19 protein-coding genes are annotated in these 20,841 nt (G+C 71.7%); 6 read left to right on the forward strand and 13 right to left on the reverse strand.

Annotated features, from left to right (window positions below):
- Window positions 1-72: 72 nt before the first annotated feature.
- Window positions 73-1,497, forward strand: a complete 1,425-nt coding sequence (locus K3N28_RS17825; protein ID WP_228094101.1) for a cellulase family glycosylhydrolase — start codon at window positions 73-75, stop codon at window positions 1,495-1,497.
- Window positions 1,498-1,566: 69 nt separating this feature from the next.
- On the opposite strand, the gene K3N28_RS17830 is transcribed toward K3N28_RS17825, so the two are convergent.
- Window positions 1,567-1,764: a hypothetical protein gene (locus tag K3N28_RS17830; RefSeq protein ID WP_228094102.1), complete on the reverse strand. Its 198-nt coding sequence runs from the start codon at window positions 1,762-1,764 to the stop codon at window positions 1,567-1,569.
- Window positions 1,765-1,990: 226 nt separating this feature from the next.
- Between K3N28_RS17830 and K3N28_RS17835 the strand changes: the two genes are divergently transcribed.
- Together K3N28_RS17835 and K3N28_RS17840 are read left to right on the forward strand one after the other, a co-directional pair.
- Entirely contained in the window at window positions 1,991-3,271 is a 1,281-nt protein-coding gene (locus tag K3N28_RS17835; protein WP_228094103.1) for a transglutaminase-like domain-containing protein, read from the forward strand.
- Window positions 3,272-3,526: 255 nt separating this feature from the next.
- Window positions 3,527-4,348: a helix-turn-helix domain-containing protein gene (locus K3N28_RS17840; RefSeq protein ID WP_228094104.1), complete on the forward strand. Its 822-nt coding sequence runs from the start codon at window positions 3,527-3,529 to the stop codon at window positions 4,346-4,348.
- On the opposite strand, the gene K3N28_RS17845 is transcribed toward K3N28_RS17840, so the two are convergent.
- From K3N28_RS17845 to K3N28_RS17860, 4 genes are all read right to left on the reverse strand, one after another.
- On the reverse strand, window positions 4,321-5,109 hold the full coding sequence (locus K3N28_RS17845) for a phosphotransferase enzyme family protein (protein WP_228094105.1): 789 nt from the start codon (window positions 5,107-5,109) through the stop codon (window positions 4,321-4,323). The two genes, K3N28_RS17840 and K3N28_RS17845, sit on opposite strands and share 28 nt — an antisense overlap.
- Before the next feature lie 40 nt (window positions 5,110-5,149).
- Window positions 5,150-6,262, reverse strand: coding sequence for a signal recognition particle-docking protein FtsY (gene ftsY, locus K3N28_RS17850; protein ID WP_374209823.1), 1,113 nt, complete (start codon window positions 6,260-6,262; stop codon window positions 5,150-5,152).
- 90 nt (window positions 6,263-6,352) lie between these two features.
- Window positions 6,353-9,898, reverse strand: coding sequence for a chromosome segregation protein SMC (gene smc, locus K3N28_RS17855; protein WP_228094107.1), 3,546 nt, complete (start codon window positions 9,896-9,898; stop codon window positions 6,353-6,355).
- A gap of 222 nt (window positions 9,899-10,120) precedes the next feature.
- The gene (locus tag K3N28_RS17860) at window positions 10,121-10,309 is read right to left on the reverse strand and encodes a hypothetical protein (RefSeq protein WP_228094108.1); all 189 of its coding nucleotides are present in this window, start codon (window positions 10,307-10,309) and stop codon (window positions 10,121-10,123) included.
- Between the two features lie 349 nt (window positions 10,310-10,658).
- Here K3N28_RS17860 and K3N28_RS17865 point away from each other — a divergent pair, with 349 nt between their 5' ends.
- The 3 genes from K3N28_RS17865 (at window position 10,659) to mutM (ending at window position 13,096) form a co-directional block, all read left to right on the forward strand.
- Window positions 10,659-11,405 carry a CAP domain-containing protein gene (locus tag K3N28_RS17865; protein ID WP_228094109.1) on the forward strand — a complete coding sequence of 249 codons (747 nt, stop codon included), beginning with the start codon at window positions 10,659-10,661 and terminating at the stop codon, window positions 11,403-11,405.
- Between the two features lie 223 nt (window positions 11,406-11,628).
- Window positions 11,629-12,252: a response regulator transcription factor gene (locus K3N28_RS17870; RefSeq protein WP_228094195.1), complete on the forward strand. Its 624-nt coding sequence runs from the start codon at window positions 11,629-11,631 to the stop codon at window positions 12,250-12,252.
- A gap of 13 nt (window positions 12,253-12,265) precedes the next feature.
- Complete coding sequence (mutM, locus tag K3N28_RS17875) at window positions 12,266-13,096, forward strand: bifunctional DNA-formamidopyrimidine glycosylase/DNA-(apurinic or apyrimidinic site) lyase (RefSeq protein ID WP_228094110.1); 831 nt, start codon at window positions 12,266-12,268, stop codon at window positions 13,094-13,096.
- 293 nt (window positions 13,097-13,389) lie between these two features.
- On the opposite strand, the gene rnc is transcribed toward mutM, so the two are convergent.
- The 8 genes from rnc to K3N28_RS17915 all read right to left on the reverse strand — a co-directional run bounded on the left by rnc (window position 13,390) and on the right by K3N28_RS17915 (window position 20,839).
- Entirely contained in the window at window positions 13,390-14,106 is a 717-nt protein-coding gene (rnc, locus tag K3N28_RS17880; protein ID WP_228094111.1) for a ribonuclease III, read from the reverse strand.
- Window positions 14,107-14,118: 12 nt separating this feature from the next.
- Window positions 14,119-14,292, reverse strand: coding sequence for a 50S ribosomal protein L32 (gene rpmF, locus K3N28_RS17885; protein WP_136529731.1), 174 nt, complete (start codon window positions 14,290-14,292; stop codon window positions 14,119-14,121).
- A gap of 27 nt (window positions 14,293-14,319) precedes the next feature.
- Window positions 14,320-14,889, reverse strand: coding sequence for a DUF177 domain-containing protein (locus tag K3N28_RS17890; RefSeq protein ID WP_228094112.1), 570 nt, complete (start codon window positions 14,887-14,889; stop codon window positions 14,320-14,322).
- A 332-nt stretch (window positions 14,890-15,221) separates the two neighbouring features.
- On the reverse strand, window positions 15,222-15,734 hold the full coding sequence (locus K3N28_RS17895) for a hypothetical protein (protein WP_374209824.1): 513 nt from the start codon (window positions 15,732-15,734) through the stop codon (window positions 15,222-15,224).
- Between the two features lie 62 nt (window positions 15,735-15,796).
- Window positions 15,797-16,288 (reverse strand): pantetheine-phosphate adenylyltransferase, encoded by a 492-nt coding sequence (coaD, locus tag K3N28_RS17900; protein WP_228094114.1) that lies wholly within the window; start codon window positions 16,286-16,288, stop codon window positions 15,797-15,799.
- A complete protein-coding gene (rsmD, locus tag K3N28_RS17905; RefSeq protein WP_228094115.1) occupies window positions 16,285-16,842 on the reverse strand; it encodes a 16S rRNA (guanine(966)-N(2))-methyltransferase RsmD in 558 nt (185 codons plus the stop codon). The genes coaD and rsmD overlap by 4 nt, the downstream gene beginning before the upstream one ends.
- Before the next feature lie 143 nt (window positions 16,843-16,985).
- The gene (gene recG / locus K3N28_RS17910; protein WP_228094116.1) at window positions 16,986-19,187 is read right to left on the reverse strand and encodes an ATP-dependent DNA helicase RecG; all 2,202 of its coding nucleotides are present in this window, start codon (window positions 19,185-19,187) and stop codon (window positions 16,986-16,988) included.
- Complete coding sequence (locus K3N28_RS17915) at window positions 19,184-20,839, reverse strand: DAK2 domain-containing protein (RefSeq protein ID WP_228094117.1); 1,656 nt, start codon at window positions 20,837-20,839, stop codon at window positions 19,184-19,186. Before K3N28_RS17915 ends, recG begins: the two co-directional genes overlap by 4 nt.
- Between the last annotated feature and the right edge of the window lie 2 nt (window positions 20,840-20,841).

Raw genomic sequence — 20,841 nt, forward strand, 5'->3', positions numbered from 1 at the left:
TATTTATGGTTCTCTATGTTGAGGTTGGGATTAACCGATTCACCTCTCACCGAACTCATAGATGGGATCGACATGGACATCGGCACAACCGACGCCGCCCCGGCATGGCGTCGACTGGCGCGGCAGGGACTGTCAAAGCACCGGCGGATGCGCAAGTGGCTCCTGGCCGCAGCGGCGACCCTCGCCATCGCCGTCGCCGGGCTGCTGCAGCTCGCGCCCGCCGGAGCCCAGCAGCAGGGCGGCTTCTCCATCGAGGGCACGCAGCTCATCGACGCCAACGGCAACCCGTTCGTCATGCGCGGCTCCACCCACCCCGACGTCTGGTACCAGGGCGAGTTCGAAAGCTTCGGCGAACTCAGCGACCTCGGCGCCAACACCGTGCGCGTGGTCCTCGGCTCGGGCCACCGCGACTGGGGCGTCTCGAGCCCCGCGCGGGTGCAGCAGATCGTCGACGAGTGCAAGGCGCAGCGGCTCATCTGCGTCCTCGAAGTCCACGACACCACCGGTTACGGCGAGCAGGCCGGCGCGGCCACCCTCGACCAGGCCGTCACCTTCTGGGAGGGCCTCTACAGCGTCCTGGAAGGCGAAGAGGCCTACGTCCTCATCAACATCGGCAACGAGCCGATCGGCAACCAGGACCCGCAGCAGTGGACGCAGGCGACGGTGAACGCGGTCGACCGGATGCGCGACATCGGCTTCGAGCACACCCTCGTCGTGGACGCTCCCAACTGGGGCCAGGACTGGACCAACACGATGCGCGACAACGCGCCCACCGTGGCCGCGGCCGACCCGCTCGGCAACACGCTGTTCTCGGTGCACATGTACCAGGTCTACGGCAACGCGCAGACCGTCATCGACTACTTCGACGCGTTCGAGGCGATGAACCTGCCGCTCATCGTCGGCGAGTACGGCGACGTGCACCAGGGCGAGCCCGTCGCCTGGCAGACCGTCCAGAGCGAGGCGCAGGCCCGCGGCATCGGCTGGATCGCCTGGTCCTACTCCGGCAACGGCGGCGGCGCCGAGAACCTCGACCAGGTGCTCAACTTCGACCCGAACCAGATGACCGACTACGGCCGGAAGATCTTCGAGTCCCAGTACGGCATCCAGAACACCGCCGAGCGCGCCTCCGTGTACGGCGGCGACCCGGACCCGACGACCACGCCCCCCATTGAGGAGCCGCCGACCGGCGGCCCGATCGAGGGCGACTGCGAGGCGGCCATCGGCGTGGTCGGGAACTGGGACTCCGGCTGGCAGGGCAAGGTCGTCATCACCGCCTCCGAAGGGGCCGTGGACGGCTGGAGGCTGACGTGGACCTGGGCCGGATCGACCCGGATCACCAGCAGCTGGAACGCCGCCGTGACGGCCTCGGGCGCGAACGTGACCGCTGAGGACGTCGGCTGGAACGCCGTCATCGCCGGCGGCGAGAGCCGCGAGGTCTTCGGCTTCATCGCGTCGAGCCCGACCGGGACCCCGGCCGTGACCTGCGAAGCGATCTAGGAAGTCACAACGGCGACGGCCGCCGGACCATGCGAGGTCCGGCGGCCGTCGCCGCGTTTCGGTGCTGGGTCAGCCGTTCTTGGTGGGGAGCTGGAACTTGCCCGGCCCGCCCTTCGGCGTCTGGGAGCGCACGTTCCCCTTCTTGGAGCCGATCGGCTGGTGGCCGGACTTGCCGGCCTTCTTGCCGCGGGCGAGCGCCCGGCGCTCCTCGCGGTTGAGCGGCTCTCGGGCTTCGCCCTCTTGCGGTTCTGGAGCTTCGGCGGTCATAGGGATCCCCTTCTCAGGTAGAGCATGAAGAGACGTGAGCGCGAAACGGAGTCAGGACTCGACGTCTCTAAGACTGCTTTCGACAAGCTGCACTCAGTCGTGTGGCGGCCTCATCGCAGGAGGCGGCCGAATCTCTTCTAAAGGATCATGTCGCTCACTCTAGCGTCCGGAGGCCTCCGGCACAACGGGGTTTGCGCGGCGCGTCCGGGTGACTACCCTCATACGCATGACCCAGCCCAGTCGGCGCAGTCCGCAAGCCGGCCGTGAGCACAGTCCCGCGAAGCTCGCGCGCGTGCGCACGGTCGCCCAGGACGCCATGCGGGGCGCACGGTGGTGGACGCTCCTCGACCTCGAGCGGATGCTGCGCGCCGACGGCGAGTTCTGGCGGGACCTGTGGGCCCCTTCGCTCGCCATCGCGGCCCACAAGGTCGGCCTCAAGGCCGCGCGATCGCGGCTCGACGAGGCGATCGAGGCGGGCTTCCACCAGACCGACATGTTCGAGCCCGAGCTCTCGGCCGCGTTCGGCGCCGACCCCGACTGGGCGCAGGTGCTCGAACGGGCGCGGGCGAACGTGCCCGAGCCGCCGCTGCGGATCACCGCCTGGCCCGAGCCGGAGACGGGCGCGCCGCTGCGGCTCGACCGCGTCCAACCGCACCGGGAGGGCTCGCTGCTGGCACGGCTGCCGCGGCCCTCCGGCGGGGCGTGGGCGACGGCGAAGACGGTGCTGGGCTGGACCTCGGCCCAGTGGCGGCACACGAACGCCCGCATCAACGCCGGGGACGCCGTGGACGTCCTCGAGCAGGTCTCGAACGGAGCGCGGTACTCGTGCGTCGAGTATTCGATCGTGCTGGCGCAGGGGCTGAACGCGCTGCGCATCCCGGCGCGGCGGGTGTGGCTGCGGCGCGGGGGCTACCACGACGGCGTGGGCCAGGGACACGCCGTCGCCGAGGCGTGGATCGACGACCTGGACCGGTGGGTGCTGCTCGACGGGCAGCACGGGGCCTACTGGGCCGACGAGGCCTCCCGGCCCCTGGGCCTGCCGGAGCTGCAGACGCGCGAGCGGCCCGCGAAGCCGGTGCACGTGGGGCCGCGGGCGGCCATGAAGGACCCGGCACTGTGGGCGGCGTACTTCGCGCACGCCTCGGTCACTGGGATCGCTTGGGCCCCTGAGGGATTCGTGCCGGTGTTCCAGGACGGGCAGGTCGTCGCGACCGACCGGCTCGTACGCGACAGCGCCGCGGCCTACCCGAAGCTGTCGGACCTGAGCGTCGCGGTGGCGGACCTCGACGGTGCGCCGGCGGTGCGGATCGACCCGGAGCATCCGTACGCGGTGGGCGCGGCGTGGAACGGCGAGCCGATCACGGTGGCGCCGAAGAGCGCGCACGCGGCCGAACGGAAGTTCACGAAGGCGCTGGAACGCGAGCAGGGCGAGCACAAGGCCGACCTCGCGGCGGTGACGCCCTACGGGCAGCTGGCGACGAGGGAGCTGCACTGGACGGCGGCGTGACCGCCGCGGAGCGGCCGGTCGGGCCGCCTCCGGGCGGGAACGCGGGCGAGGAACCCGTCCGCCTCGGGTCGGCAGCGGCCAGGGGCGGGGAACCCGCCGAGGGCAGGAGGCTGCGGTCCCGCTCGCGCCGCGCGGCCGGGCCGGGCCGCTGACCGCCGCGGCCCCGCCTCGGACGGGCCGGTTCGCCGCCGCCGGATTCGATCCCGCTTATGTGAGCCGGCTGCCAGAAGCCCCGCCCGCTGCCAGACTCGGCCCATGCAAGAACCCCCCTTCGCGTTCGCCCTCGTCGCCGGGGCGGTCGCCGCCGCAGGCGTGTGGCTCCTGATCGGCCGCGACCTGCCCTCGTTCGTGCCGAAGCTCGCCGAGCGCGAGGTGCAGCGCTCGCTCGGGTCGATGACGATGTTCGGGCTGTGCTTCGCGCTCGCCTGGCTGTCGTGCACCGTCGCGCCGTTCCTGGCGATCATGGCCCAGACCTTCCGGTCCGCGCCGGTCCTCGGCGGCACCGCCATGTTCCTGACCTGCGCGCTCGGCATGGCGATCGGCATCGGCGCGGTCTCCCTCGCGATCGCGCTCGCCCGCCGAGGCCTGGTGCACGAGCAGTTGGCGGCCCTCGTCGGCACGTCGCGGGAGACCACGATGAAGGTGCTCGGCGAGCTGGCCGAGAGCGGTGTCGCCAAGCTCGGCCGGGGCCGTATCACGGTGCTGAGTCCGTTGGGGCTCAAGGAGGCCGCCGCGGCCACGGGGCGTCGAGAACCGTACACGCGAGTACTTTACATTGACATTTGCCTATCCATTGACAGGCAAGCGCTCACACGGTACGTTTGCTTCACTTCCCTCAAATCCATCGAGAAGCCGCAGCCCGGCGGCGCTCCCCCATCCGAATGCGACGGCGCTCCCGCCCGTCCGCTTCTGGGAGCGCTCCACCCGTTGCGGTCGCACGTCGGCATCGCGCCGCGCGCAAGGCGAAGACCCCCGGCTCCCGGCTCGTCGGAGGTCTTCGTCTTGTCCGTGCGAGAAGAAGGGCGGGGATCGCGCGCGCTAGGCGAGCGTCAACGCAGCGCTTCATCGAGGATGTAGCGCTCGGCGTCCAGCAGCCGCAGGTCCCGCGCCGGGCGGCGCAGATGCCCCTTCTCGACGATCCGCTCGAACGCCGGGTCGCCCGCCTGGGCCATTCGCCTGATGCCCTCGATGTGGTCCACGATGCGCTTGCGGATCACCTTGATGAAGCGCTGGCGGTCGCGGTCGGAGAGCCCGTAGGCGTCGGCGAACATCCGCAGCCGCCGCGCCCGGTCGGGCTTCTTCCAGCCCAGCGTGATCGAGTCGCGGTCGGTGAAGATCGGCACCCAGGTCCAGGCCGCGTACGCGACGTCGTAGATCCGCGCGCCGGGGCTGGCCAGGTCGAAGTCGATGAGCGAGAGCGTCCCGTCGGGCCGCCACACCACGTTGTGCGGCGCGGCGTCGTGGTGGCAGATGACCTCGGTGTCCGGCGGCGGCGGCCCGAAGGACCGCCAGGTCGCGCCCGGCGGCGGATGGAAGCCGTACTGCGCGTCGTGGAACATCCGCAGCATCTTCGCCACCGCGCACATGGTCTCGTCGGTGGTCCAGTGCGGCGCGAGCGGATACTTGCCCGGCTCACCCTCCACATAGGACAGCACTTCGCGGGCGTGCTCGTCGATGCCCAGCACCCGCGGCGCACCCGTGAAACCGGCGCCGTCGAGGTGCCGCAGCAGCGCGTGGACCGCCGGAGTCCACGGTCCGGTGTTCCGGCGGACCGTGTCCCCCAGCCGGATGACCGTGCTCGTGTTGCCGCCAATAAGCGGAATCTCGTCTTGGCTCACCGGTCCCCGCCGTGCCTGCCGTGTCCGTCTTGAGTCGTCGTCAGGACTCGGCGCCGTCGACGATGGCGTCGACGAACGCTCCGACCTCGAACGGGGCCAGATCGTCCGGCCCTTCCCCGAGTCCGACCAGCTTAACCGGTACCCCCAACTGCCGCTGAACCGCGATCACGATCCCGCCCTTGGCACTGCCGTCCAGCTTGGTGAGCACGATGCCGGTGACGTCGCAGACCTCGCCGAAGACCTTCGCCTGCTGGAGCCCGTTCTGACCGGTCGTGGCGTCGAGCACCAGGAGCGTCTCGGCCACCGGGCCCTGCTTCTCGATGACCCGCTTGACCTTCCCGAGCTCGTCCATCAACCCGGCCTTGTTCTGGAGCCGCCCGGCGGTGTCCACCAGGACCACGTCGGCCCCCTCCTCGGTCCCGGCCTTGACGGCGTCGAAGGCCACCGACGCCGGGTCGGCGCCCTCGCCGCGGCGGACCACCTTCGCGCCCACGCGCGAGCCCCAGGTCTCCAGCTGCTCGGCGGCGGCGGCGCGGAACGTGTCGGCCGCTCCCATGAGGACCGTCTTGCCCTCGGCGATGAGCACGCGCGCCACACGCCCGCAGGTCGTGGTCTTGCCCGAGCCGTTCACGCCGACCATGAGGATCACGGCCGGGCCCTCGCCCGAGGGCGGGGCCGTGGCGACGGACCGGTCGAGCTCCGGCCGCAGGACGGCGGTGAGCTCGGCCTTGAGCAGGCGGCGCAGCTCCTCGGGGTCCCGCGTGCCGAGGACCTTGACGCGCTCGCGGAGGCGCTCGACCACGGCGGTCGTGTCCGCCATGCCGACGTCGGCGCCCAGCAGGGTCTCCTCGACCTCGTCCCACACGTCGTCGTCGAGCTTGTCGCTCGCCAGGAGCGCCAGCAGGCCCTTGCCGAGCGCGTTGTTGGAACGGGCCAGGCGCGAGCGCAGCCGCACCAGGCGGCCGGCGACGGGCTCGGGCGTCTCGATCGCGGGAGCGGCGGCCTGAGGTTCGGCTTCCTTCGGGGCCTCGACCTGCGGTTCCTCCGCCGGGGCCTCGACAGGCTCGGACTTCGACCGAGACGCGCGCACGCCGAACGCGATGCCGACGACGGCGGCGATCACGACGACGGCCGCGACCAGCCAGATCCACAGGTTGTCCACGAAAATCCTCCAGCAGCTTGCTTGCGAGCGTGCCTGCAATCAATGCAATTGCACGCGTTGCACCACTGTACTGGCAGGCCCTCAGTCCTCGTGTCGGGAGAACTTCTGGCTGATGACCTGCGTGACACCCGAGCGCATCGTCACGCCGTAGAGCGCGTCGCCGATCTCCATCGTGCGCTTCTGGTGCGTGATGATGAGCAGCTGCGAGTTCTCCTGCAGCTGGCGCAGCAGGTCGAGCAGGCGCCCGAGGTTGACGTCGTCGAGCGCCGCCTCCACCTCGTCCATCAGGTAGAACGGGCTGGGGCGGGCGCGGAAGATCGCGCACAGCAGCGCGAGCGCGGTCAGCGACCGCTCGCCGCCCGACAGCAGCGAGAGCCGCTTGACCTTCTTGCCGGGCGGGCGGGCCTCGACCTCGACGCCGGTGTGGAGCAGGTCGTCGGGATCGGTGAGCAGGATGCGGCCCTCGCCGCCGGGGAAGACGGTCTGGAAGACGTGCTCGAACTCGCGGGCGGTGTCCGCGAAGGCCTCGGCGAAGACCTGCTGGATGCGGTCGTCGACCTCCTTGACGACCGTGGTGAGGTCGGCGCGGGTCTGCTTGACGTCCTCGAGCTGCTCGTTGAGGAACTTGTAGCGCTCTTCGAGGGCCGCGAACTCCTCGAGCGCGAGCGGGTTGACCTTGCCGAGGAGCTTGAGCTCCCGCTCGCCGCGGGCGGCGCGCTTCTCCATGGTGGCGCGGTCGAACTCGTACGGCCCCGGTTCCGGTTCGCCCCGCTCCGAGGCGGCGTTGACCTCTTCGGCGGTGGGCGGGACGGGCCGGTCGGGCCCGTACTCGGCCAGGAGCGTCTCGATGTCGACGCCGAAGTCGGTGGCGGCCTTCTCTTCGAGCGCCTCGATGCGCAGGCGCTGCTCGGCGCGGGCGACCTCGTCGCGGTGCGCCGCGGAGGTGATGCGTTCGAGTTCGGCCGCGGTCGCTCCGGCGCGGGTGCGCAGGTCGGCGAGGGCGGCTTCGCGGCGGGTCTGCTCGGCGGCCATGCGGTCGCGTTCGATCGCGGCGGCCTCGAGGGACACGGTGAGCTGGACCCCGGCTTCCGCGGCGGCCTCGGCGACGAGCGCGGCGACCGCGGCCCCGCGGGCGCGGGCGGCGCGGCGGGCCTCGGCGCGGGCACGGGAGGCGCGCTCGGACTGGGCCTGGCGGGCGAGGGCGTCGGCGCGGCCGGCGAGCGCGGAGGCGCGTTCTTCGGCGGTGCGGACGGCGAGACGGGTCTCCATCTCGTTCCGGCGTGCGGCCTCGAGTTCGCGGGCGAGGACGTCCCGCTCGTCGGTGGAGGGCTCCTCGACCTCCGGCAGGGATTCGAGTTCCTCGAGCCGGACTTCGAGGTCGGCGAGCCCGGCGGTGTCGGTCTCGCGGGCGGCCTGGGCGCGGTCCCTGGCCTGGGCGAGGCGGGCGACCTCGGCTTCGGCGCCGCGGGCGGCGGCCCCGAGTTCGGCCAGGCGGCGGGTGACGGCGTTGTGGGCGGCCTCGGCCTGGCGCTGCGCGGCGCGGACCTCTTCGGCGGCCGCCTCGGCTTCGGCGTGGGCCTCGCGGGCGGCGTCGAACTGCTCGCGCAGCTGCGCCGCGAGCGACTCGGCGGCGATCTTGCGGTCGCGGGCCTCGTCCACGGCCGCCTGGACCTCGATATAGGACTGTCCCTTGGCGGATCCGCCGTGGGCGGCGGCCGCGCCGAGGACGTCGCCGTCGCGGGTGACGGCGGTGAGCTCGGGGTGGGCCTCGGCGATCGCCCGGGCCGCTTCGAGGTCGTCGGCGACGACCATGCCGGCGAGGACGGCCCGCACGGTGGAGGCGAGTTCGGCGGGTGCCGAGACGGTGTCGACCACGGCCTTGAACTCCGGTGGGACGGCGGCGTGCGCCTGAGCGCCGGCCACCAGGAACGCGGCCTGGCCGCCGTCCTCGTCGCGGAGCAGCTGCAGCGCCGCGGCGGCGGTGTCCGGGCCGGTGACGGCGATGGCGTCGGCGAGGCGGCCGAGGGCCGCCGCGAGCACGGCCTCGTAGCCGGGTTCGACGGTGAGGAGCGCGGCGACGGAGCCGAGGACGCCGGGCACGGCCTCGGACCGGGCCAGGAGCGCGGCGGCGCCGTCCTTGCGGCGCAGGCCGACGGCGAGGGCCTCTTCGCGGGCGGCCCACTGCGAGGCTTCGCGGTCGGCCTCGCGTTCGGCGGCCTGGAGGCGGTCCACTTCGCCCTTGGCGGCGGCGACGCGGGCCTTGGCCTCGGCGACGGCCTCGTCGAACTCGGTGTCCGCTTCGACCGCTTCGCCTTCGGCCTCGGCTTCGGCGTAGGCCTCGGCGGCGGCCTCGGCCCGTTCGCGGGCCTCGGCGAGCGCCGTGGAGGCGCGTTCGAGCTCTTCGGCCGCGGCGGCGGTGCGGGATTTGAGGGAGTCGACGCGGCCGCGCAGCGTGGCGAGGGCTTCGCGGCGCTCGGCGGCGGCCTTCACGGCGGCGACGATGCGCTGCTCGGCCTCGGCGAGCGCGGCCTCGGTCTCCTCGCGGGCCTCCACAGCGGAGGCGAGGCGTTCGGAGTCCTCCGCGATGGACTCGCGCAGTTCGACCTCCTGCTCGCGGATGCGCTGCGCCTCGGTCTCCAGGACCTCGGGGTCGCGTCCGGCGCGGTCGTCCGCGGCGTCCTCGGAGAGGTAGCGGCGCCGTTCGGCGGCGAGCTGCGCGGTCGAGCGGAGGCGCTCGGCGACGGCCTGGAGCCGGTACCAGGTCTCCTGGAGGCGGGCCAGGCGCGGCTTGTCGCGGGCGTGCGCGGCCTCGATCTCGTCGATCTGGACGGTGAGGCGCTCGTGCTCGTCGGCGAGCACGGCCTTGCGCTCCTTGAGGGCCTCCTCGTCGGCGAGGTCCTTGGCGATGTTGCCGCGCAGCGAGGTCAGGTCGTCGGCGAGCAGGCGCAGGCGGGCCTCGCGCAGGTCCATCTGGATCGTCTGGGCGCGGCGGGCCAGCTCGGCCTGGCGGCCGAGCGGCTTGAGCTGGCGGCGCAGCTCGCCGGTGAGGTCGGCGAGGCGGTCGAGGTTGCCCTGCATGCCCTCGAGCTTGCGGAGGGCCTTCTCCTTGCGCTTGCGGTGCTTGAGGACGCCCGCGGCCTCTTCGATGAACGCGCGGCGGTCCTCGGGGCGGGCGTGCAGATAGGAGTCGAGCTTGCCCTGGCCGACCAGGACGTGCATCTCGCGGCCGATGCCGGCGTCGGAGAGGAGGTCCTGGACGTCGAGCAGGCGGCAGCGGTCGCCGTTGATCTCGTACTCGCCCTCGCCGGAGCGGAACATGCGGCGGGTGATCGACACTTCGGAGTAGTCGATGGGGATGGCGCCGTCGGAGTTGTCGATGGTGAGGGTGACCTCGGCGCGTCCGAGGGCGGGACGGCCGGTGGTGCCGGCGAAGATGACGTCCTCCATCTTGCCGCCGCGCAGCGACTTCGCGCCCTGCTCGCCGAGGACCCACGCGATCGCGTCGACGACATTGGACTTCCCGGAGCCGTTCGGGCCCACGACGCAGGTGATCCCGGGTTCGAAACGCAGGGTCGTGGCCGAGGCGAAGGACTTGAAGCCCTTCAGCGTGAGGCTCTTGAGGTACAACGGTCGCTCCGGGCTGGTGTGCGTCGAGTTGGGTGCAGGACCGTCCCAGCCTACAAGGCGCCTGTGACCGGCACCGGCGGTTCAAGGGCCCCGGCGGGGCGAACGGGGACGAGGAGGGACGCCGCGTGGGCGGGCGCGGGCCCGAAAGAGGCCCGGACACGACAATGCGCGCCGGCTGTCCCGCAGCAGGCGCGCTGGTGTTCCTATGTCGCGAGTGACGACTTAAGTCAACGCGGGCTCGTGCAGCCGCATCAACTCCTCGACCTGATCGTGCTCGATCTCGTTCTCCCGTGCCCGCAGCTCGGCGAGCTCGGACTCGAGGTTGCGTACTCGCGCGCGTAGCTGGACCACTTCTTCGAGCAGGCGCTTGTTGGGAGCCTGGCCGATGTGGCCGTAGAGGGCTTTCGCCATGGTTTCTCCTTGCGATCACGTCGAATGGTGGCGTTGGCGTACGCACCATGAAAAACGTCGCATTTCGATGAGTGAATTTTTTTAGCCGTTGGGGCCGATTGCCCCTCGACGGACCAGTGGAGCACGGCTCGTGAACGCTGGCCGTCTCTCAACATCATCCGCCTGAACGGCGGTCTTCGTCAAGCTTTGCACATGCTTTGCCCTCGGGTTTCGACGGGGGTCACACCGGAGGGGGGTGGGTCACTCCCGGCGGGGTACTCCATGTCCCGTGCACGGCCGGGCGGAACCTGGTAAGGTCCGCGAAATACGAACATTTCACACGTAACCCTACGTGACGAGGCCGTATCCCATGCGCAGACTCCAAGGCGGACGCCATCGCGATCCCTCTGAGAGCCGCCGCCGGACGTTCCTGACGATCCTGGCGACCTTCGGCCTCGCGACCGCCGCGACCTCACTGTGGGCGCTCGACACGCCACTCGACGGCGTCGCGGCCTCCACCGGCGGCGCCCCGGCGACCGCGGAGGCGACCTCGGAGGCCGGGGACGCCGCGGCAGTGGAGACGCTCGCGGAGTTCGCGACCGGCGAGGCGGACATCCGCCCGCAGGAGCCCGAGGAGGCCCCGACCACCGAGACCCCCGAGGAGACCTCCGAAGCGCCGCCTTCCGAGGACGAGGGCGACTCCGGCGACGGTGGCGGCGGGGGCCAGGAGGACTCCAGCCCCCATGCCGACCTCGAAGCGGCCGTGGCCGACCTCGCGGACCAGGAGCGCGGCGAAGCCGGCTGCGGGAGCCTCGAGCGCGATTCGCGCCTGGACGCCGCCGCCCGGCTCCACGCCGAGGACATGGCCGCCAACGACTACTTCAGCCACGACTCGCAGGACGGCCGCAGCCCCACCGACCGCGCCAACGCGCAGGGCTTCGAAGGCGGCGTCGGCGAGAACATCGCCATGGGCTATCCCGACGCCGCCGCGGCGATGGAGGGCTGGATGAACTCCGAAGGCCACCGCGCGAACATCCTCAACTGCGAGTACGACGTCATCGGCATCGGCGTGGCCGACCGCGACGGCACCCTCTACTGGGTCCAGAACTTCGGATAGTCGCCGCCGGCCCGCGGGCACGCTCGGCGGCGCTTTCGAGCCGGCGACGGGCCGCGCATTATCGCAGGTGCGCCGCGCGCATACCTCTTACTGTCGTCCATCCGACTCAACGCTGGACTGCGCGATTACCAACGGTCATGCTGGTATGGCCGCCTGCTGATCGGGCGCGCATCTGGGGAGGCGACCGCAAAACCTGAAGGACGAGGTGCCAACCGTGCGTGTCATGCTGTACGACCCGAATCAGGTCTTCTCCGCCAGCATTCGACCTCTGCTCCACCGACGCGGTGACATCCCAGTCGAGGCCAGGAGCGCCAAAGCGCTCTTGGCGGCGGATGCGCAGATCGACTGCTGCCTGGTCGCACTCGAAGCGGTCTCCCGGAACCGGGTCCTGACCGAATGCAAGCGACCGGTCTTCCTCATCACCGACCGCGAGGACGGCTCGGTCCTCCGCAAAGCCGTCTCGGTCTCGGCCGCCGGGATCGCCAACACCCACATCATGCCCGGCGACCTGCTCAACGCCATCGACCGCGGGCTGCAGAGCCCGCCCTACTACGACCCGCAGCTGCTGCGCGCGGCCCTGCAGCCCGCGCCGCTCCTCGGCGACGACGACGCCCTCGAACTCGCGCACCACCTGACGCCGCGCGAGGACGACGTCCTGCGCCGCATCGTGCGCGGCGAGCCGACCAGCCACATGGCCGACCAGATGGGCGTCTCGGTGTCCACCGTCCGCTCCCACGTGCAGAACGTGCTCGGCAAGCTCGGCGTCAACTCACGGCTCGCGGCGATCGCCTTCGCCATCAACTACGGGATCGACACGGTCAGGGAGAAGCACCCGCAGCTGAGTTAGTCATACTTGAGGAGTGCCAGAACTTCCCGAAGTCGAAACGGTCCGCCGCGGGGTCGACGCGGCCTTCCGCGGCGGACGCATCAGCGCCGTCGAGGTCTACAACCCGCGGACGGTGCGCCGCCACGCCCCCGGCGTCAGCGCCTTCCAGAACGACCTGAGCGGGCTGCTCATCACCGGGAGCGGGCGGCGAGGCAAATTCATGTGGCTCGACCTCGATGACGGACGCGCGCTCGTGTGCCACCTCGGCATGAGCGGCCAGCTGCACGTCGTCACCGACGGGCGCGCCGTGCACAAGCACCTGCGCGGCCGGATGCGGTTCATCGACGAGCGCGAGCTGTGGTTCATCGACCAGCGGACCTTCGGGTTCTGGGAGATCGCCGAGATGGACGGCGCGGTGCCGAAGACCCTGGGCCACATCGCCCCGGACGTGTTCGAGGCCGAATTCGACGCGGCCGCGGCCGCCGCCAGGCTGCTGCGGCGGCGCATCGAGGTGAAGAAGGCCCTGCTCGACCAGGCCTGGATCAGCGGGGTCGGGAACATCTACGCCGACGAGGCGCTGTGGCGCTCGCGCCTGCGCGGCAGGCGCACCGGCGAGTCGCTCTCCCGGCGCAAGGCACTGGAGCTGATCGGGCACGTCAAGGACGTGCTCACCGAGTCGCTGGCCGTGGGCGGGACCTCGTTCGACGAGCTGTACGTGGACGCACGCGGCGAGGCCGGGTACTTCGCGCGGGAACTCGCGGTCTACGGCCGCGCGGGCCAACCGTGCAAACGCTGCGGAACCCCGATCCAACGGGAGGTCATCGGCGACCGCTCGGCCCACTTCTGCCCGAAATGCCAGCGCTAACGAGCACCGGTGCCGACACCGAGGAAACCTGAGCGCCGGTGCGGAACCGGCCGCGGTCCGCGATGACCGGCGGCGGGCCCCGGCCATCGGCGCCCGGCCGCGGCTCGGCCACCGTTTCGAGTGACACGACCGCCGGACGGGCAGGTGCTCGTCGTACCCGCGCGGAACGATGGACGCTCCCCTTCCCCGGGCGGGCGGGGGTCAGGGACGGCAGTCGGTCCGCGTCCTTCCGTGTGCCCGCGCAGAGCGCGAGGACGGGAACCGGGGACCCGGTTCCCGCCCTCGCGAACGGCTTATCGCTGCTTGACGCCGAGGCGTTCCGACAGCACCTGCCACGCCAACTGGGCGGCGATCTGCTCGGCGTCCTTCTTGGAGCCGCCGGAGCCCTCGCCGAACTCCTCGCCCGCCACGACCGCCCACGCCGTGAACTGCTTGGCGTGGTCGGGGCCCGACTCGGTGATCCGGTACTCGGGCACGCCGAGACCGGAGTCCGCCGTCAGCTCCTGGAGGCTGGTCTTCCAGTCCAGGGCCGCGCCCTGACCGGCCGCGGCCTCCATGAGCGGGTCGAAGAAGTCGTGCACCACGCGCTTGGCGGTCTCGATCCCGTACTGGAGGTAGACGGCGCCGAGCAGCGCTTCCACCGCGTCGGCGAGGATCGAGTTCTTGCCGCGCCCGCCCGAGGACTCCTCGCCCTTGCCGAGCAGGAGGTGCGGGCCGATGCCGCCCGCGCCCATGCGACGCGCCACCCCGGCCAGCGCCTTCATGTTCACCACCGACGCGCGCAGACGCGCGAGCTGCCCTTCGGGCAGATCGGGGTGCTCCTGATAGAGCGCGGTGGTGATCACCAGGCTGAGCACGGAGTCCCCGAGGAACTCCAGGCGCTCGTTGGTGGGCAGTCCGCCGTGCTCGTAAGCGTAGGACCGGTGCGTCAGGGCGAGACGCAGCAGTTCGGGGTCGATCGCTCGAACCCCGAACACCGCTTCGAAATGTTGTACCGCCTTGTCGCCCATGCGCGGGAGAGCTTAGGCCTCGAGGACCTGGCGGCCCTTGTACGTGCCGCAGACCTCGCAGACCTGGTGGCCGCGCTTCTTGGCGTGGCACTGCGGGCACTCGACCAGCTGGATCGGGGCAGCCTTCCACTGCGACCGACGGTGCCGGGTGTTGCTGCGCGACATACGACGCTTCGGAACAGCCACTTCAGAACTCCATACTTATTCGCTGTGCTATTTCGATTCGCCGTCGTTTTCGGCGAGCCGAAGCTTGTCCAAGCCCGCCCAACGGGGGTCCACGGTCTCGTGACCGTGGTCGTCGGGCAGTTCGTCCCAGGGGACGCCGCATTCGGCGCACAGCCCCGGGCAGTCAGGTCGGCACAGCGGCGTGACTGGCATCGCCAGTACCAGCGCGTCCCGGACCGCGGGCTCCAGATCGAGCAGGTCCCCCTCGAGCCGCATGATCTCATCGGCTTCTGTGGTCGCTTCGGTGACGGAGCCTTCGTAAGCGTACAGCTCCTGGAGCTGGACGCTGAGGGCGTCCTGCACCGGTGCGAGGCACCTCGCACACTCGCCTTCGGCGACCGCTTCCACCTGCCCGGTTGCGAGCACGCCCTCGCTGACGCCGGTCAGGTTCACGTCGATGTCGAGGACCGCGCCCTTGGGGACCGCGTACACCGCTTCGAGGCCGTACGCCTCGGGTGCGGGGATCTCGCGCGCGATGTGCATCATCGTGCCCGCGCCACGCAGCTCCGCGGTGTCGAACACCAGCGGCGCGGCGGGATCCAGAGCGGTCTGCGTCATGGGTGTGCTGCGGTCCTTTCAGGGAGATGCGCCTCGATCGAGGCCGACCGGTAATGCTACATCAACGGCGACGGCCGCTCCAAGCCAGGGAGCGGGCGACGCGGGGCACGGCGAGTGCGCCCGGCCCGCGGGTGCGGATCGGCGCCGATCCGCGGCAGGCGGCGTGGCGCCGCCGGCACTCGGCCCGGATTCCGGGCGCGAGCGCCGTACCCGGGAGGGCAGGCCGGCCCGCCCCGGGTGGACCGATCGACCTCCCGCCATGCGACCGTCCGGCGCGCGAAAGCGGCCCTGGCACCGGGGTTCCCGGTGCCGGGCCTGCGCACGCGCTTCTCCTAGATCTGCGGGAGCGGCTTCTCTTCTTCGTGATGCTCCGGCTGCCCGGGCGCGAAGGTGCCGATCTCCCGGAGGGTGTGCATCTTGTCGCGGCCGCGCTCGACGCCCGAGAGGGCGCGGTGCAGGAACTGCTCGAAGTTCGCGAGCGTGGTGTCGACGTACTCGTCGACCTCGTCGCGCAGCCGCTGGGCCTCGCCGCGGGCCTCCGCGATGATGCGGTTGCCCTCGTGCTCGGCGGAGACGGTGATCTCGTGGCGGGAGACGAGCCGCGCGTGCTCGGCCTCGCCCTCGGCGATGATCCGCTCGGCCTCGCGCTCGCCGGCCTCGATGATCTTGTCGCGCTCCTGCAGCATGGCCTCGGCGCGGCGGAGGTCGCCGGGGAGTTCGTTCTGGAGCTCTTCGAGCATGGCGATCATCTCGGCCCGGTCCACTTTGCAGGCGCGGGACATGGCCACCGCCTTGGCCTGCTCCACGTAGGCGATGATCTCTTCTATCCGGTCGAGCGCACCCACCGATTTGCTCCCGTCGATGTCAGTCATGGGGACATTGTCCCGGATGAGGGTTGGAAACGTGGCTAATCCTGCCTCAATCGCTCGACCAGTCGTGATTGGACGATTTCAGGCGCGTAGGGCGAGATGTCGCCGCCCCATTTCGCCACGTCCTTGACCATCGAGGACGACAGGAAGGAGTAGAGGGGGTTGGTCGGGATGAACACCGTCTCAATGCCTCGCAAGCCGTAGTTCATCTGGGCCATCTGCAGTTCGTAGTCGAAGTCCGAGACCGCGCGGACGCCTTTGACGAGGACGCCGGCTCCGTGCTTCTGGCAGAAGTCGACGACCAGGCCCTGGAAGGAGGCCACCCGCACATTGGGGATGTCCGCGGTGGTCTCGCGGAGGAGCTCCACCCGTTCCTCGACGCTGAACAGCGCGTTCTTGGAGGCGTTGTGGAAGACCGCGACCCACACTTCATCGTACAGCTGCGCGGACCGTCCGAAGATGTCGAGATGACCGTAGGTCACCGGATCGAATGAGCCGGGGCAGACTGCGATGCGAGCTTCAGGTTTCACAGGGCGTGACCGTAGCAAAGGGCCGTCGTGCCGTAACGGCGGACGCGGTCTTCTGCGATCTTCTCGGGCCACGGCACCGAGGCGCCCTTGCCGCCGCGTTCGACGACGACGTCGGCGTCGTCGGCGAGCCAGCCGTGGGCGACCAGCGCTTCGAGCACCTCGCCCACGCCCGCGTCCGCGACCGCGTACGGCGGGTCGGCGAAGACGATGTCGAAGGGCTCGGCCGGGCCGTTCTGGAGGGCCTTCTCCACCGGGGCGCCGATCACCTCGGCGCCGGTGACGCCGAGGTCGGCGATGTTGCGCCGCAGCAGCTTCACGGTCGGGGCGTGCGACTCGACGAAGAGGGCGGCGGCGGCGCCGCGCGAGAGCGCCTCCAGGCCGACCGCGCCGGAGCCGGCGTAGAGGTCGGCGAAGCGCAGGCCTTCGAGGTCGCCGCCGGGGGCGAGCGAGTTGAACAGCGCTTCGCGGACACGGTCCGAAGTGGGCCGGGTGCGGTCCCCCGGCGGCGTGGCGAGGCGGCGGCCCTTGAGGCTGCCGGCGATGATCCTAGTCATTTGCCACAACAATAATCCGGCTCGGCGCGTTCGGCAGCCGTGCCGGGGCCACGCCCGCCGACGACGCGTCTCAGCGCACCGCCGCCGCCGGCCGCGCACACTCGCCGGTGCCCCGCGGCGACGCGGCGGCTCCGGTCGCCCGGTCAGCCCTTCTCCAGGTAGTCGCCGCGGTCGGCGGCGAGGTCGTCGACGAGGGCCGCGAAGTCCGGCTCCCCCTTCAGCCCCGGGTCGGCCTCGATGAGCGCCGCGGCCTCGGCCCGTGCCGCCTCGATGATGTCGGCGTCCTTGAGCAGCGACAGGAGCTTGACGTGCGACTTCACGCCCGACTGGGCCGCGCCGAGCACGTCCCCCTCGCGGCGCTGCTCCAGGTCGAGCTCGGCCAGCGCGAAGCCGTCGGTGGTGGAGGCGACCGCTTCGAGCCGCTCGCGCGAGGTGCCGCCTTCGGCGGCCTCGCTCACGAGCAGGCACAGCCCCGGGTGGCTGCCGCGGCCGACCCGGCCGCGCAGCTGGTGGAGCTGGGAGATGCCGAAGCGCTCGGCGTCGAGCACGACCATGGCGGTCGCGTTGGGGACGTTGACGCCGACCTCGATGACGGTGGTCGCCACGAGCACGTCGATCTCCCCGGCGGCGTAGGCGAGCATGACGCGGTCCTTCTCGTCGGCGTCGAGCCGGCCGTGCAGCAGGCCGAGGCGCAGGCCCTGGAGCGGGCCGTTGCGGAGCTGCTCGACGACCTCGGTGACGGCCAGCGGGGGCCGCTTGTCCCCCGCGCCGTCCTCCCGCTCGTCGCCGCCGACGCGCGGGCACACGACGTAGGCCTGGCGGCCCGCGGCGACCTCTTCGCGCACGCGGCTCCAGGTGCGCTGCATCCACCGCTGGTCCGTGTAGGGGACGACATGCGTCGCGATCGGGCTGCGGCCGGCCGGGAGTTCGGTGAGGCGGCTGGTCTCCAGGTCGCCGTAGACGGTCATCGCGACGGTGCGCGGGATCGGGGTCGCGGTCATGACGAGCGTGTGCGGCGGCCGATCGGCCTTGGCGCGCAAGGCGTCGCGCTGTTCGACGCCGAAGCGGTGCTGCTCGTCGACGACGACGAGGCCGAGGTCGGCGAAGTCGACGCCGTCGTAGAGGAGGGCGTGGGTGCCGACGACGATCCCGGCCGCGTTCGACTTGACCGCTTCGAGGGTGGTGCGCCGCTGCGCGGCGGTCGCGGATCCGGTGAGGAGCACGACCCGGGTCGCCTCGGGCGGCGCGCCGAGTTCGCCGCCTCGGGCGAGGTCGCCGAGCATCTCCACGATGGACCGGTGGTGCTGCGCCGCGAGGACCTCGGTCGGCGCGAGGAGCGCCGCCTGGCCGCCGTGGGCGACCACTTGGAGCATGGCGCGCAGGGCGACGAGGGTCTTGCCGGAGCCGACGTCGCCTTGGAGGAGCCGGTGCATCGGATGCTCCCCGGCCAGTTCGGCGGCGATCTCGTCGCCGACCTGCCGCTGCCCGGCGGTGAGCGTGAACGGCAGGCGTGCGTCGAAGGCGTCGGCGATGGGCCCGCCGCGCGGGTAGGCGGTGGCGGCCTCCGCGGCCGACTCGGCCTTGCGGCGCACCAGCACCGCCTGCATGACCAGGGCCTCCTGCCATTTGAGGCGCTTCTTGGCCGCGCCCAGGGACTCGTGGGAGTCGGGGCGGTGGATCTGGCGCAGCGCCTTGCCGTAGTCGAGGAGGCGCAGGCGTTCGCGCACCGAGCGCGGGAGCGGGTCGGTCGGGCTCGGGACGAGGTCCAGCACGGTGTGGACGGCCTTGGCGATGTTCCACGTCGGGAGTTCGGCGGTGGCCGGGTAGACGGGGATGAGGGTCCCGGCGAACTCCTCGATGGCGCTCGCCGCATCGTTCGAGGGCCCTGTGGCGGCGTCCTCGGCGAGCAGCTGGTACTGCGGCGAGTTGAGCTGGAGTCGGCCGCGGAACTGGGCGACCCTGCCCGCGAACAGGCCCCAGCGCCCTGCGACGAGGTCCTTGGCGCGCCAGGACTGGTTGAAGAACGTGAGGGTGAGCGAGCGCCCGGCTTCGTCGGCGACGATGACTTCGAGCAGGTCGCGGGGTTTCCCGCCCGGCCGGGGCCCTCGGCCGCGTCCTTTGGGGACGAAGGATTTCTTGACGGCGGCGCGCACCTGGGCGGCGACGGTGACGTCCTCGCCGATCTGAAGGGCGCCGAGGTCGGTGCGCTCGCCGCGCCGGGCGTAGCGGAACGGATAGTGCCCGAGGAGGTCGCCCACGGTCTCCAGGCCCAGTCCTTCACTGAGCGCCTTCACCGTGGCCTTGCCCAGGACCTCCTTCAACCGGGTGTCCAGCCCTATGGTCATTCGGCTCCGATCAGCAACAGCGGTTCGTCGTCTCCGGCGGGCAGCTGCTGGATCTCCACGAGCGGCCACGCCTCGTGGACATGATCGCTCAGGGCTGTGACAGTTTCGGGATCCGATCCGGCCCCGGGCAGGAGCGTGAGCAGTTCGGCCCCCGCGGAGCAGAGCCGGTCGGCGAGGTCGCGGGCGGCCGCGACGGCGTCGTCGGAGTCGGCGACGGTCTCGCCCGAGACGACGACGGCGATCGCGCCGCCGCTGCGGCGCAGTTCGCCGGTGCGGCAGGCGGCCACGGCTTCGGCCATGGCGATGACGTCGTCGTCGAAGTGCCGTTCGGGGTCGTGGACGGCGAAGGCCGCGAGCGCCTGCATGTCGGAGGCGGCGGGGACCACGGTGACGCGGAAGCCGTCGCCGCGGGAGGTCTGGACGGCCGCCCCGGCGGCGCGGGCCGCTTCGGGGCCGACGGCGAGGACGACCGCGTCGCGGGCCCCGGCCGAGCGGATCTCGGCGAGCGCGGTGGCGACCGGGTCGGTGTCGCCGTCTCGAGCAGGGCGCGGAGCCGCCGCGACGGTGCGGCAGCCTTCGCGTTCGAGGAAGTCGCGCACCCGGGCCGAGGCGGTGACCGCGAGGACCACGCGATTCGGCGTCTCGTCCGGTGCGGCGGGGTGCGGCGCGGGCGCTTCGCGGCGCTGCGGGGCCGCATGTGCTCCGGCGGTGTCGTCGAAGCGGGTCACCGAGACCCGGTGCACCCGGCCGCGTTCGATGCCGGCCTCGATGGCCGCGCCGATGTCGTTGACGTGCACGTGGACGTTGAACGTGGTGACGGCCTTCGCGGCGCGCGAGCCGATGATGACCACCGAGTCGCCGAGGGCGGTGAGCCGGTGGCGCAGGTCGGCGGCGGCGGAGGCGTTCGCTTCGAGCAGGTACTGGACCTCGTAGCCGTAGACCTCCGAGCCGGTCTCGCGCGGCACCTCCTCGACTTCGGACACCGCCCGCACGCGGTGGCGTTCGAGCAGGTCGAGCGCGCCGTTCGACACCGAACCGGTGAGGGTCTCCACCAGGGCCTCGAGGATGACGGTGAGGGCGAGCCCGCCGGCGTCCACGACCCCGGCTCGGGCGAGCGCGGGCAGCTGGCCGGGCGTGGCCGCGACGGCCTTCGCGGCGGCCTCGGCGGCGGCGCGCGCGGCCGAGACGAGCCCGAACGGGGCGGCCTTCTTGGCGGCCTCCGCCGCGGCCTCGGCGACGGTGAGGATGGTCCCCGCGGTCGGGACGGCCACGGCGGCGGTCGCGGCGTCGGTGGCCGAGCGCAGGCCGGCCGCGAAGTCCTTCGCGTCGATCTGGTCGCTGTTCCACACGTCGGCGAGACCGCGCAGCATCTGGGCCAGGATCACCCCGGAGTTCCCGCGCGCCGACAGCAGGGCCCTTCCGGCGGCCTCGTCGAGGAGCGCTTCGAGGCCGAGTCCGGGCGTGCCGCCCTGGAAGGCGGCCTGGAGGGTCGCGACCATGTTCGTCGCGGTGTCGGAGTCGGCGACGGGGAACACGTTCAACTCGTCGACGCCGCGCCGGTGGCGGGTCAACGTGTGGATGCCGCGCGCGGCCCACTCGCGCATCATGTCGGCGTCGAGGACTTGGCGTCCGGTCTCAGGGATTTCCACCACGG

Source organism: Glycomyces sp. TRM65418 (assembly GCF_019710475.1).
Lineage (GTDB): Bacteria > Actinomycetota > Actinomycetes > Mycobacteriales > Micromonosporaceae > Glycomyces.